The 13,983-nt window shown below is 49.9% G+C and carries 11 protein-coding genes; 5 read left to right on the forward strand and 6 right to left on the reverse strand.

Annotated elements, in window-relative coordinates:
* The first annotated feature begins 215 nt into the window (after positions 1-215).
* On the forward strand, positions 216-2,411 hold the full coding sequence (psaB, locus tag H6G46_RS13840; protein WP_010872068.1) for a photosystem I core protein PsaB: 2,196 nt from the start codon (positions 216-218) through the stop codon (positions 2,409-2,411).
* 139 nt (positions 2,412-2,550) lie between these two features.
* Here psaB and H6G46_RS13845 read toward each other — a convergent pair whose 3' ends face one another.
* The 5 genes from H6G46_RS13845 to H6G46_RS13865 are packed head-to-tail and all read right to left on the reverse strand — an operon-like array spanning position 2,551 to position 9,127.
* Positions 2,551-3,540: a phosphotransferase gene (locus tag H6G46_RS13845; protein WP_010872069.1), complete on the reverse strand. Its 990-nt coding sequence runs from the start codon at positions 3,538-3,540 to the stop codon at positions 2,551-2,553.
* Entirely contained in the window at positions 3,540-5,372 is a 1,833-nt protein-coding gene (locus H6G46_RS13850) for an ABC transporter ATP-binding protein (RefSeq protein ID WP_010872070.1), read from the reverse strand. The genes H6G46_RS13845 and H6G46_RS13850 overlap by 1 nt, the downstream gene beginning before the upstream one ends.
* Before the next feature lie 53 nt (positions 5,373-5,425).
* Positions 5,426-6,565 (reverse strand): glycosyltransferase family 4 protein, encoded by a 1,140-nt coding sequence (locus H6G46_RS13855; RefSeq protein ID WP_010872071.1) that lies wholly within the window; start codon positions 6,563-6,565, stop codon positions 5,426-5,428.
* Positions 6,562-7,803: a glycosyltransferase family 4 protein gene (locus H6G46_RS13860; protein ID WP_010872072.1), complete on the reverse strand. Its 1,242-nt coding sequence runs from the start codon at positions 7,801-7,803 to the stop codon at positions 6,562-6,564. Before H6G46_RS13860 ends, H6G46_RS13855 begins: the two co-directional genes overlap by 4 nt.
* Positions 7,804-7,825: 22 nt before the next feature.
* Positions 7,826-9,127 carry a glycosyltransferase family protein gene (locus tag H6G46_RS13865; protein ID WP_010872073.1) on the reverse strand — a complete coding sequence of 434 codons (1,302 nt, stop codon included), beginning with the start codon at positions 9,125-9,127 and terminating at the stop codon, positions 7,826-7,828.
* Positions 9,128-9,780: 653 nt separating this feature from the next.
* On the opposite strand from H6G46_RS13865, the gene H6G46_RS13870 reads away from it, so the two are divergent.
* Positions 9,781-10,485, forward strand: a complete 705-nt coding sequence (locus H6G46_RS13870; RefSeq protein WP_010872074.1) for a response regulator transcription factor — start codon at positions 9,781-9,783, stop codon at positions 10,483-10,485.
* Here H6G46_RS13870 and H6G46_RS13875 read toward each other — a convergent pair.
* Positions 10,482-11,456, reverse strand: coding sequence for an alpha-ketoacid dehydrogenase subunit beta (locus H6G46_RS13875; RefSeq protein ID WP_010872075.1), 975 nt, complete (start codon positions 11,454-11,456; stop codon positions 10,482-10,484). The genes H6G46_RS13870 and H6G46_RS13875 overlap by 4 nt on opposite strands.
* Before the next feature lie 377 nt (positions 11,457-11,833).
* Between H6G46_RS13875 and H6G46_RS13880 the strand changes: the two genes are divergently transcribed.
* The 3 genes from H6G46_RS13880 (at position 11,834) to H6G46_RS13890 (ending at position 13,817) form a co-directional block, all read left to right on the forward strand.
* Positions 11,834-12,145: a BMC domain-containing protein gene (locus H6G46_RS13880; RefSeq protein WP_010872076.1), complete on the forward strand. Its 312-nt coding sequence runs from the start codon at positions 11,834-11,836 to the stop codon at positions 12,143-12,145.
* Between the two features lie 158 nt (positions 12,146-12,303).
* On the forward strand, positions 12,304-12,642 hold the full coding sequence (locus H6G46_RS13885; RefSeq protein ID WP_010872077.1) for a carbon dioxide-concentrating mechanism protein CcmK: 339 nt from the start codon (positions 12,304-12,306) through the stop codon (positions 12,640-12,642).
* A 59-nt stretch (positions 12,643-12,701) separates the two neighbouring features.
* Positions 12,702-13,817: a glycerate kinase gene (locus H6G46_RS13890; protein ID WP_010872078.1), complete on the forward strand. Its 1,116-nt coding sequence runs from the start codon at positions 12,702-12,704 to the stop codon at positions 13,815-13,817.
* Positions 13,818-13,983 lie beyond the last annotated feature (166 nt).

Genomic DNA, 13,983 nt, shown 5'->3' on the forward strand with positions numbered 1-13,983 from the left:
AAACCAGGGGGACTGGCTGAGGTTTTTACTATCCTTAATCCTCCCCCTGCCCTCCACCCTCCCCAGCATTTAATAGAAGCGGTTTTAATTTCGCTTTTACCCTATATTCACCCCTATAACCCCTTGTTATAGTGGCTTTAACAATCCGGAAATGAGCAGCGCTTCTGCATTAGCCTCATTTTGCTTGCTTAACGAGGAGAATTTCCGAAAAAGCTATGGCAACTAAATTTCCTAAATTTAGCCAGGATCTCGCCCAAGACCCGACTACACGGCGTATTTGGTACGGGATTGCTACGGCCCACGACTTTGAAACCCACGATGGGATGACTGAGGAGAATCTTTACCAAAAGATTTTTGCCTCCCACTTTGGACACATCGCCATCATTTTCCTGTGGACGTCTGGCACCCTTTTCCACGTTGCGTGGCAAGGTAATTTTGAACAATGGATTAAAGATCCTTTAAACATTCGCCCGATCGCCCATGCGATTTGGGACCCCCACTTTGGCGAGGGAGCTGTCAATGCTTTCACCCAAGCTGGGGCTTCTAACCCGGTTAACATTGCTTATTCCGGGGTTTACCACTGGTTCTACACCATTGGTATGACCACCAACCAAGAGCTCTATTCTGGTGCGGTCTTCCTATTAGTGTTAGCTTCCCTGTTTTTATTTGCAGGCTGGTTACACCTCCAACCGAAGTTCCGTCCTAGCTTAGCCTGGTTCAAAAATGCCGAATCCCGCTTAAATCACCACCTGGCTGGTTTGTTCGGGGTTAGCTCCTTGGCTTGGGCTGGTCACTTGGTCCACGTTGCGATTCCCGAAGCCCGGGGTCAACACGTTGGTTGGGATAACTTCCTGTCTACTCCTCCCCACCCCGCTGGTTTGATGCCTTTCTTCACCGGCAACTGGGGCGTGTATGCGGCGGATCCCGACACTGCTGGCCACATTTTTGGTACTTCTGAAGGTGCTGGTACCGCAATCCTGACCTTCCTGGGTGGTTTCCATCCCCAAACGGAATCTCTCTGGTTGACGGACATTGCCCACCACCATTTGGCGATCGCCGTGATCTTCATCATTGCTGGTCACATGTATCGCACCAACTGGGGCATTGGCCACAGCATCAAAGAAATTCTTAATGCCCATAAAGGTCCCCTAACCGGCGCAGGCCATACCAACCTGTACGACACCATCAATAACTCCCTCCACTTCCAACTCGGCTTAGCCTTGGCAAGCTTAGGGGTTATTACTTCCCTGGTGGCGCAGCACATGTACTCCCTGCCCTCCTACGCCTTTATTGCCCAGGACCACACCACCCAGGCAGCCCTCTACACCCATCACCAGTACATTGCTGGATTCTTGATGGTTGGTGCTTTTGCCCACGGTGCCATCTTCTTTGTCCGGGATTACGATCCCGTGGCCAATAAAGATAACGTGCTGGCCCGCATGCTTGAACACAAAGAGGCTCTGATTTCCCACTTAAGCTGGGTGTCCCTCTTCTTGGGCTTCCACACCCTTGGTCTTTATGTCCATAACGATGTGGTGGTGGCCTTCGGTACTCCCGAAAAACAAATTCTGATCGAGCCCGTTTTTGCCCAATGGATTCAAGCAACTTCCGGTAAAGCTCTCTATGGCTTTGATGTTTTGCTCTCCAATCCTGACAGCATTGCTTCCACCACTGGAGCCGCTTGGTTACCCGGCTGGTTGGATGCTATCAACAGCGGCACCAACTCTCTGTTCTTGACCATTGGCCCTGGCGACTTCTTGGTTCACCACGCGATCGCCCTAGGGTTGCACACCACTGCCCTGATTCTAATCAAAGGTGCTTTGGATGCCCGTGGTTCTAAGTTGATGCCGGACAAAAAGGACTTCGGTTACTCCTTCCCCTGTGATGGCCCCGGCCGTGGCGGTACCTGCGACATCTCTGCTTGGGATGCCTTCTACCTAGCCATGTTCTGGATGCTGAACACCTTGGGTTGGTTGACCTTCTACTGGCACTGGAAACACCTCGGTGTTTGGAGCGGTAACGTTGCTCAGTTCAACGAAAACTCCACCTACCTGATGGGTTGGTTCCGGGATTACCTCTGGGCGAACTCTGCTCAGTTAATCAATGGTTACAACCCCTACGGTGTCAACAATCTGTCAGTTTGGGCTTGGATGTTCCTTTTCGGACACCTGGTCTGGGCTACTGGCTTCATGTTCTTGATCTCTTGGCGGGGTTACTGGCAAGAGTTGATTGAAACCATCGTTTGGGCCCACGAGCGCACTCCTTTGGCGAACTTGGTTCGTTGGAAAGATAAGCCCGTTGCGTTGTCCATTGTTCAAGCCCGTTTGGTTGGTTTAGCCCACTTCACCGTTGGTTATGTGCTCACCTATGCGGCATTCCTAATTGCTTCCACAGCCGGTAAGTTCGGTTAACGAATTCCTCTGTTAGGTAATTAAGCTTGTCCCCTGCCCTCGTTGGTGGGGGATTTGCTTTAATTGGCTGATCGCCACAAAAAATGGATTGGAATCGGCCTCATTTAATCTTAAGTTTTTTGTTATTTTTACCCCATTGCTAATTTGCTTCCATCCCAAGTAGGCGGTCGCCACAGAGTTCGATTAGGGCAGGGATATGATGATGGCGGTTGGGGATGCGCCAACTAATGGCAATATGCCGCAATAGAGTAAGAATGATGTAAATATCAATGGCTTGGCTAAGATGGGGATTATTTGGGGATTGTTTAGCTAGAAAAGCAGTTTTTAATATTTGTTCTTTGCGAACTAGGGCATCGGGATTCCCCCAGGTGCGGAGGCTATATTCGGTCATGTGGGCGATAAAGTTTCCTAGATCAACGGCGGGATCTCCTTTGCAGTAGAGGTCGAGGTCCACCAACCAAAGGTGATTGCCATCTACCAAAATTTGATCGGGGTAAAAATCCCGGTGAATAGTGGTAGTAGGACGGGGATATTTGTTTAAAACCTCTCCCAGCTGTTCACTCTGGGCGATGAAATGTTGAATTTGTGTTTGCCACTGAGGTTGCTGGTGGCTAAATTCCCGGAGGCGATCGCCAAGGATTTGTAATTCAGTGGCAATGGTATGGGTTTTGGTTGTGGGGACAGAATGGCTGTGGATTTTGTGGGCTAGGGCGGCAATTTTTTCCGGTAAGTCGGGACGGGTAATCAATAATTCTGTCGCAGGTTGACCGGGAACCCATCGTTGGAGCCACATCTGCCAGGGTTCAACAATGCCCAAAGGTTTTGGCACCGATAATCCATCTTCACTTTGCCCATGGAACCCGTTTTCCCATAACGCCCGTTGAGAGCCATAGCTTTTGTAATCTGTGCCCTTGGCGCGAATTTTGCCAAGAATAATTCCTTCCACCCCATCGGTTTCCAGATGATAGGCAATCAATGCCCGTCGCCCAGGTTTATGGCGTAGAAGCTCGGTTTTCTTGATCCCTTGTAAACCGGGAAAAATACTAGCTAGGTGCTGTTGAGCTAATTGGCGATCGAGGGCAAAAGGTAGCCATGGTATTTTGGGATCAGAGAAAATTTCGGCCATCATTAACGCCCCAGGGATTTGGTGACGGTTGCGAGGGTTTGCCGTTGAAAGAGATCAGCATAGACCCCCTGACGAGCCAGTAATTCGGCGTGGGTACCCTGTTCCCTGATTTGCCCCTGGTAGAGGTAAAGAATTTGGTCAGCGGCGATCGCCAACTGCAGATTATGGGTTACCAAAAAAGTGGTGCGATTTTCCGCTAACCGTTCTAGGGCTTCAAAAACCAACTGTTCATTAACTTTATCCAAGCCGCTGGTGGGTTCATCCAGGATCAGAATGGGGGTTTGTCGCATGGCGGCCCTGGCGATCGCCAACCGTTGTCGCTGGCCACCAGAGAGAGTAGTGCCCCTTTCTCCCACTACTGTGTCGTAACCCTGGGGCAGTTCCAGAATAAATTTATGGGCATTGGCTAAACGGGCCGCCGCTTCAATCTCTGCCATTGTCGCCCCCTCGATGCCGTAGGCGATATTTTCCCGGATCGTGGCCGCAAATAATAAACTCTCCTGTAATACCACTGCCATTTGGTTCCGTAGGCTCGTCAGTTGATAATCCCGCAGATCATGGCCATCAATGAAAATTTTCCCTGCTGTTGGGTCATACAGGCGCAGTAAAAGACTTAAAAGAGTAGATTTACCACTGCCAGAAGCACCAACAAGGGCAATTTTCTCCCCTGGTCGCACTGTTAAATTCAACCCGTCAAGAATGGCTTGATCTGGATGATAGCCAAAGGAAACATATTTAAATTCAATGCGCCCCTGGAAAAATGGGGCAGGAATAGCCCCTGGTTTGTCCTGAATATCGGGGGTTTCCGCCAAAATATTCAAAATTCGCTCCCCCGATGCCGCCGCTTTAGCCAGACGACCTGTGTATTTAGCAAAATTCTGCACCGGTTTGTAGGCATTGCGTAGATAGGTTAAAAACACCAAAACCGTTCCCGCTGTCAGAGCATCTTCAATGACCAGATGGCCTCCGTAACCCATCACCAAAGCTGTACCGAAGGCAATCAACACGTCCACCAATCGCTCCAGGTTGGCGGCTAAACGCTTAGTTTCAATGTTTTCTTGGAGGCTCCGTTGATTTTGGCGGCTAAACAAATCGGCAAAGGCTTGTTCCAGGGAGAGAGCTTGGACAAGTTTAATGGCGGAGAGGGATTCAGCGGCGGTGGAGGCAACGGCCCCTTCCTGGTGACGTTGGGTGAGGGAAGCATGGCGAATTTTGGCACTTAAACGATTGGCGGCCAACCAAAACAGGGGAAAAGTTGCCAAGGACAAAAGGGTTAATTTTAGGTCTAGCCAGGCCATCACCCCCACCATGCCGCCCAAAGTTAAAAGGCTGACCACCAGGGGCAAAGCTGCTGTGAGCAAAATTTCCTGGAGACGGTTGGCATCGCTACTGACTCGGATAATCAGATCGCCACTGCGGGCTTGGTAATGGTAACGCAGGGAAAGCCTTTGCAAATGCCCATAGAGTTGATCCCGCACCTGGGCCATGACGCGACTACCAACGATCGCCAAACTGACGGTATTCCAATAGGTAGCGATCGCCCGACTGACGGCAATGATAATCACCCCAACGGCGATTAACATCAACAGCCAAGCGGCATTGAGGTTAGTAAAGCCCCAGAGAGAAAGACTCGGCTGGGTTTGAGTGGGAATCAGTACCCCGTCAATGAGCAGCTTGAGGGGCCAGGGTTCCAACAGTCGCAACCCCACATCCGCCAGCAAAGTCACCATCGCTACCAGCAAGAGTCGCCACTGGGCACGAATTTGGGGCCAAAAGGTGGTGATCACTGCCCAGAGGCCTGGCACAGCTTGGGTCATGGGGGAGGCACGGTTCATTTATCTATCACTTTTAACTTCAACTAAATTCAACTAATTTCAACGTTGAAAAACTAGGCTTGGGCGATCGCCAAAATTTGGGCGGCAACGCGATCCCAGGTGTGGTGTTTAAGCACGAAGTCACGGGCCGCCAGACCTAACTGTTGCCGTTGCTGGGGCGATCGCCAGAGACGTTCGAGGGCCTGGGCCAGGGCTGTCGGTTCCCCCGGTAGACACAAAATCCCCGTCACCCCATCGTCAATAATGTCCTTCACTTGACCGATGCAACTAGCCACTATGGGTAACCCGGCCGCCATATATTCCACCACTTTCAGAGGCGAAAAATAAAAATCTTCACTGGCGGGATAGGGGGCCACGGCAACGCTCATTTGACTTAACCAGTGGGGGACTTGCTCTGGAGGGACTGTACCGGTCCACTGTACTTGGGTAGTTAAATTGCGCTGGGAGATCGCTCGTTCAAGGACTTGCCGTTGGGGGCCATCACCGACAATCAACAGACGAGCTTCCGGGACAGTTCGTCGCAGTTGGGCAAAGGCTTCAATCAGGTAATCCAGGCCATGCCAGGGCTTAAGGGAACTAACAAAACCCACAGTGAAGAGTTCTGTCTGAGATGGTTTGGACAGACCGGCAAAACGAGCTGGGTTTATCCCATTAGGCATGACAAAAAGGCGATCGCCAGAAACCCATTGTTGCAAATAGGATTTAACCTCTTGGGACACTGCGATTAAAGCTGTTGCTTTCCCAAAGACTATTTCGGCCACCTGCAAAGCCAAATCCCGGTCTAGTAAAACCCGGTGTGTGGCTTGCTCTTCAATTAAGGGTGCATTCACTTCTAAAATGCCAGGAATCTGACAGTTTCGGGCAAAGGTCATTCCCGCATGACTCCAGAGGGAATAACGTTCATAAACAAGATCATAGGGAGCTGCCTGGGTTAATAAATTTTGCAACGTCTGATTTTGTTGAAATAAGCCCTGTTCCCGCATTGCTAAATCTCCTTTGGGCACCTTGGGCAGGCAGTGAACGGGTAAATCGACTAAATCCTTGGGCGGTTCCCCCCCCAGCTTTGCCGCAAACAGGGTCACCGTTGCCCCCTGGTTCTGAAAAGCGCGGATAATCTCTTGCACATGGATTGAGGCACCTTTACAACCAAAGACTGGAATGCCGGGATCGACACAGATGTAAGCAATCTTCATCGTTTGGCCTCCCCTAAATGAAATAAGTCACGGAGTTGGGCGCTATTGCGTCGCAGGTCAAAAGCCTGTTCTAATCGTTGGCGGGCCTGCTGGGCGTAACGATGACGTAAATCTGCTTGGTTCAAGATGGTTTGGAGCGCTTTGGCTAACTGTTCCGGGTCATTTTGGGCCACCAGCAATCCCGTTTCCTGGTGCTGAATAATTTCGGGAATGCCCGTCACATCCGTTGCCACACAGGGAGTACCCAAGGCGATCGCCTCTAACAAAACTGTGGGTAAACCATCCCGATTGCCATCCCGGCCAACAATGTAGGGGGCGGCAAACACCTTTGCCCGTTTTAGGAGTTGAAACACTTCCCCCTGGGGTTTGGGGCCAGTGATCTCCACCCAAGGCTCTAGCTGATGCTGGACAATTTGCGATCGCAATGTCGCTTCCAAGGAACCAGCACCGACGATCTGACAACGGAACTCACAATCCCAACGGCGCAAGAGATCGCAGGCGCTGATTAGATAAGTCAAGCCTTTTTTTTCTACTAGGCGTGACACAGAGATAATTAACGGCGGTTCACAATTTTCCGACCGGGGTTGGTAGGGCAATTCTGTTAAATCCATGCCGTTGTAAATACGCTGTACTTTGCTGGCCGCTTCCCCGTACTGCTGTTGTAAATAGGTACGGTTATAGTCGCTAACGGTCACCACCTCGCAGGCAGCTTGGAGTTTGCGGGCAAAATCCGCCGGATCAACGCTCTCATGGAAAATATCCTTGGCATGGGCCGTAAAACTGTAGGGCACCCCAGCAAAATGGGCCGCTAAGCGAGTAACACTGGTGGCAACGCTGGCAAAATGGGCATGGAGATGGGTAATTCCTTGGTGACGGACGGCTTGGGCGAGCCAGAGGGCTTGGTAAACAACACTAGAGCGTTCTCCGGCGGCGTAGGCTAACTTTCTCCAGATGTCGGGAATTACAACCGCAGTGGCTTGCATTTCCGCCCAGAGGTAACTGGCCGCAGTGGGATTTTGCCCTAATAAATTTGGGTGCGATCGCCCTTGGCTGGGTTTTTGGATACAGGTAACGGGGGCCTTCACCCGGGCAATTTTGTCTTGGAAATAGCTATCTACCGGAGGACGGAGGGCAAAAATTTTGATGTCTAAACCCGCTGCTTCGTGGGCAAGAATTTCATTAACAATGAACGTTTCCGAATAACGGGGATAGCGTTTAACAACGTAGGCGATGGCCATGGAAAATTTACAACGGAATTGACTAGCAGGCTTGGGACATAAAACAGTTACGGGTGCTGAGCAATTGACCCAGAACGAGGGGAAGTTGTTGGGTGGCCCGGAGATTTAGAACTGGTTTGTTATATTGGTTGGTCGGCGCAGAGTGGAGCCAAGCTGTCAAATTTTGGGCATTTACCTGATCGGGATGAAGCACATCTACCAGCCCCAGTTGTTTTAAACGGGTGGCCCTCAGCCATTGTTCTTGGCGGGGTTTAATGCGGGGAATAATCAGCGCTGGTTTTTGGAAGGACAGAATTTCGCAGGTGGTGTTGTAGCCCCCCATCGTGATTACCCGTTCCGCCGCCCACATCAACATGGTCGGTTCAGAAAAATAGGGCAGGATAGTGAGGTCAGGATTATTCTGGGCACTGACCTTTAACTTTTGCCGTACAGACTCCGGCATAAACGGCCCGGTGAGCAGTACCCCCGGCAGGTCGGCAGTGAAGGGAATTTGGGCAAAGGCGATCGCCAGGGTTTCCCCATCCTGACCTCCTCCCACAGCACCGAGGATGAACCGGGATGGTAATTTCCAGTTACTTAACGTTTCTTGCCAAGGTTTAGTTAGATGTTGGAGGCGATCGCCCTGATGGAAATAGCCAAGGGGCCGCATTTTCGCCGTCACATCGGGGGCAAAACCATACTCATGTCGTAGGTCATAAACTTGCGGGTCACCATAAACCCAGACGGCATCGTAATAGCGACGAATAGCCCTTTCATTATCTGCTTGCCCCCAATCCCGCTGCACAGTCCCCGGTTGATCCAAAATATCCCTTAAGCCAAGTACACAAAGGCTTTCTGGTCGTTGTCGCAGATATTTCAAACTGGGGTCCAGTTCCCGTTCCACTCCCCGGGGCACATTGTCCACCATCAGCACATCCGGCTGAAATTGCTGAATTGTTTTTAGAATTAACTGCGATCGCCAAGCGATCAATTTCTCCAAAGGCAGATCCAGATCCCGGCCAGAGTAGGAACCATCGCCATTTTTTCGCAGACTGGGCAAATTCACATAGTTAATACCCGCAGCAGTTAGGGCTTCATTTCCTTCTTCAATGCCGGTAATTACCAAAATTTCAACGGGTAATCTAGACTTTTGTAACGTTTGGGCAATGAGTAAATTACGGCGCTTATGCCCCAACCCCATGGTGTCGTGGGAATACAAGACAATGCGATAGCAATGGGAAGCCTTAGCCCTATGGCCCAATCCACCGGACTTTTTTAACGCCAATTTTTTCGGCGATCGCCGGGGGAAATGTTGTCGTAGTCGGGGTGATTGAATGGAGTGCATGGGAAAATGTTGGCTGTTCCAAATTTAAAGTTGTTGATAGTAATATCAAGTTGGTCAGCCTCGGTTGTGTTTCGATAGTGCTCCACTGTTCTAAATTTGCAGTAAGATTTCAATAAAAATTCTCTATCTCTCTTACGTTAATCTAGGTGGAAGGATAATAAATTCTATGCTGTCCATTAAGCATAAATAATCAGTACTAGACACATTGATATTTGGCACTAGTTCCCATAGTTCAAACCTCGCTAGAAAAGAGCAGATAATCTTGGCGGTAATGTAATCGCGGCACCACCACCATAGATCCTTCTGCTAATTTGCTGACAAAAATATGTTCAAATAGGACTCTACTTTATCCTCAGATTCCATTGGACAACTTTTAGTTTGTCCACTAGATCAGATAATATTGAGGGGCTTTTACTTAGTTTCGTCTCAATGTTGGTAGAGGACAGAGCTGCTTTTCAACAACAACCGAAAATAATTAGAAAATTAACTACGATCAATTGCCGATCTATCTTAATGCTTCCATTTGCCCCAAAATACTGTTTCCATGGGAGTTTAGACTATGACTAACAAAACACTGCTTGGTTAGAGTCAGATCCCCCAAGTGGCCACCAAGCTCTAATCTAAATTCTTGCTAGAGTTGAGAAAACATCCCCATGGCCAATATCCTCTTAGTGGACGATGAAAACGCCTTAACGGAACCCTTGAGCAAAGCCCTAGGGCACCAGGGCCATACCATTGACGTGGCTGACCAAGGAAAAACAGGACTAGCCATGGCGATCGCCGGTCAATATGACTTGTTAATCCTTGATTGGATGTTGCCCCAAGTATCAGGGTTGGAGATTTGTCGTCAAATTAGGATTCTGGGTCACTCAACGCCGGTTTTATTTCTCACTGCCAAAGATACCCTTGATGACCGAGTGGCGGGCTTAGATGCCGGTGGAGATGACTATTTAATTAAGCCCTTTGAACTACGGGAGCTTTTAGCCCGGGTGCGGGCCCTACTGCGGCGACAAAGCCACGGAGAAACCATCACGGAAACCCTGGGTGCAGTCAAAAATAATTTGCTCAGCGTCAACAACGTTAGCCTAGATGTGGCCAATCAGGTGGCCTATTGCCAGGGTCAACGCATTGCCCTTTCGGAAAAGGAAGTGGCGCTGTTAACCCTATTCTTACAAGCTCCCGGACAAATTCTCAGTCACGAAGAGATCTATTCCCACCTTTGGCCCGGCGAAAGCCCCCCCAGTAGTAACGTGCTGGCGGCCCTGGTGCGATTACTGCGGCGCAAAATTGAACAGCCCAATGCCCCCCGCCTGATTAATTCCGTTTACGGCAAGGGGTACTGTTTTGAGGCCAATTAGCCGATGATCGCCTTAACTGCGTCCACAATTTGGGGCGGTTGCACAATGGTCAGTCGTTCCAACATACCGTTGTAGGGAGTGGGAATATCTTGGGAAGAAAGGCGCACCACCGGCCCATCTAACTCATCAAAGAGATGATCATTGATTAGGGCAATGAGCTCAGCGCCGATGCCTCCGGTTTTCATACATTCTTCGACAATAATGACCCGATGGGTTTTCTTCACCGAAGCGCTGATGGTTTCCATGTCAAAAGGCTTGAGGGAAATCAAATCAATAATTTCCGGGTCGTAGCCTTCTTTTTCCAAAGTTTTTAGTGCCTGTAAACAATGGTGACGCATGCGGGAATAGGTCAAAATAGTGACATCCTTACCGGGGCGCACCACTTCGGCTTTATCCAGAGGCACAATATATTCGTAGTCGGGTAAGTTTTCTTTCAAGTTGTACAAAAGTACGTGCTCAAAAAATAACACTGGGTTATTATCCCGAATGGCTGCTTTGAGCAATCCCTTGGCGTTATAGGGGGTGGAGCAAGCCACAATTTTTAACCCCGGCACCGCATGGAAATAGGCCTCCAACCGTTGGGAATGTTCTGCCCCTAATTGCCGACCTACGCCCCCAGGACCACGGATAACCATGGGAATTTGGTAATTGCCGCCGGAGGTATAGCGCAACATCCCCGCATTATTGGCAATTTGGTTAAACGCCAGCAGAAGAAAACCCATATTCATGCCTTCAATGACTGGGCGCAATCCTGTCATGGCCGCCCCCACCGCCATGCCGGTAAAACTGTTTTCGGCGATGGGCGTATCCAGCACCCGCATTTCGCCATACTTCTCGTACAAATCCTTGGTTACCTTATAGGAACCGCCATAGAGTCCCACATCTTCTCCCAGCACAAGGACGTTGACATCCCGTCCCATTTCTTCGTCAAGGGCTTGGCGTAGGGCGGCAAACAGTAGGGTCTCAGCCATGATTTCTGGGGGAAAACTTAGTTTTTAATAACAATTTAGACCGCCGCCGCATCTCTCCTTGTTGGTCCGGTGTAGGCAAACCAAGCAAGGGCGATCGGGGCACAACAATCTAGTATTTTGACACACTGGCTGGCCACCATAGCGGAGATTTTAGTCAGGGGACAAGGGTGGATGTCGATTAGGGCACAAAGGCGAAGGCTATTTATGGTTTTTTAGACTGGTCCAAGCAACTAATTACCGTGGTCAACAGCACTAGGACCTTGCAGCTTGATTTGCCCGTGCCATGTTTTTGATAGGATAAAAAGCTAGCTAAGTTGTAATCTTCGCTTGCTTAGTCCGATTGACTGTTTCCATCCGTTTCCCTAGAGGAATTTTCCATGCCCCAGGCCGTTGGCGTGATACAGACCCTTGGCTTTCCCTCCGTTTTGGCCGCTGCCGATGCCATGCTCAAGGGCGGTAGGGTGACCCTGGTGTACTATGACTTGGCCGAGAGGGGGAATTTTGTGGTGGCGATACGGGGCCCAGTATCAGAGGTGAATCTGTCAATGAAGATGGGTCTAGCGGCGGTCAATGAGTCTGTTATGGGGGGAGAAATTGTCAGCCACTATATTGTGCCCAATCCACCCGAAAATGTACTGGCAGTTTTGCCGGTGGAATACACAGAAAAAGTCGCTCGCTTCCGCACCTGAGGTAGACTTTCCCGCCCTCGTAGTCCGATGTACACCACTTAGCCTATAGTTGACCATGGGATTCTTGCTAATTCCCACCCCGACTAGTCGTTAAGTCGAAGGTTTGGGTTTTATTTATCTGTCCTTTAGTTTTTGCCGCCACTGTCAAGGAGAACAATATGTCCGCCCAATCCGCCGTCGGTTCCATTGAAACCATTGGTTTTCCCGGTATTCTTGCCGCTGCTGATGCCATGGTTAAGGCCGGTAGGATTACCATTGTGGGCTATATTCGGGCGGGGAGTGCTCGCTTCACCCTTAATATTCGTGGGGATGTGCAGGAAGTGAAAACTGCCATGGCTGCTGGTATTGATGCCATTAACCGAACTGAAGGGGCAGACGTGAAAACCTGGGTGATTATTCCCCGACCCCATGAAAACGTAGTGGCAGTTCTGCCCATCGATTTTAGTCCTGAAGTGGAGCCTTTCCGGGAAGCAGCAGAAGGTTTAAATCGTCGTTAATTTTTTTGTTGGGAAACTGAGAGGCATAGACGAGATAAGGTGGGTTACTGAATTCCCCAATGCGTCAAATTTTGATTGCACCAGACTCTTTTAAGGGGACTCTTTCCGCTGGTGAGGTTTGCCAGATTGCTCTAGATGTTTTAGCGCCGGAATTTGACTGTGTTGCCCATCCCCTAGCCGACGGCGGTGAAGGAACCCTAGAGGCGATCGCCAACAATCTCGACGGCCAATGGCAGACAGTGAGAGTACAGGGGCCATTACCGGATCAAACGGTTGATGCTTGTTATTTATGGTTACCCCAAGAGGAGACAGCAGTCATTGAAATGGCCCGAGCCAGCGGTTTGCCTCTGGTACCCGTCGGGGAACATAATCCGGAAATTGCTACCAGCTACGGCACAGGGGAATTAATCACCCACGCTGCCCGACGGGGAGCAAAACAAATTCAATTGGCGATCGGCGGCTCTGCTACCAATGACGCAGGTTTAGGTTTACTAATGGCATTGGGTTGGCAGTTCTTAGATTCTCAAGGTCAGTCCGTCGGTTGGGGAGGGCAAGCCCTGGGTAAAGTTGCCGAAATTATTCCTCCAGTCTTAAATGCTTTTCCTCAGGTAACCGTTTTATGCGATGTGACCAATCCTTTTTATGGTGCTAATGGGGCTGCCCAGGTCTATGCTCCGCAAAAAGGGGCAGATCCAGCTATGGTTCAACGCTTGGATCAGGGTTTGCGTCATTTTGCCCGAGTAGTACGGGAGTTTGATGGCTTTGAAATCAATTTTCCTCGGGCCGGGGCCGCTGGGGGAATGGGAGGGGGCGTGGCCTGGGCATTGGAGACAAAGATAGAATCAGGTTTTACGGCGATCGCCAAATTGACCCAGTTGGAACAGGCCATGGCTGGATGCGATCTAGTGATTACCGGAGAAGGTTGCTTCGATCATCAATCCCCACAGGGTAAGGTGGTGGGAGGTGTTCTTGAGCTAGCGAAAAAAATCAATAAACCGGCGATCATCGTAGCGGGACAATGCCAATTAAGTCAGACAGTTTTACCTAACGTGCTCAAAATTTTTAGCCTAGTGGGGCCGGATATGCCCCTAGAAAAAGCTTTACAACATCCTCAAACAGCCCTGAAAAAAAGATTGGTTCAAGTGAAACAATACTTAATCCAAAGTCAAAACTGAGTTCAGACAAATGCTCCATCATTACGCCGGGAACTATGGCCGGCCTAAAAACTGGCCCTGCCCCTAGCCATCACCAAAATAGCAACTATAATCTGTTATTAACCATCAACATCATCGTTCCGTGAGCAGAAGCTGTAGGCGGTTTTTCTTTACCAACACTGATTGT

The sequence above is a fragment of the Synechocystis sp. FACHB-908 genome, from assembly GCF_014698595.1.
Classification (GTDB): domain Bacteria; phylum Cyanobacteriota; class Cyanobacteriia; order Cyanobacteriales; family Microcystaceae; genus Synechocystis.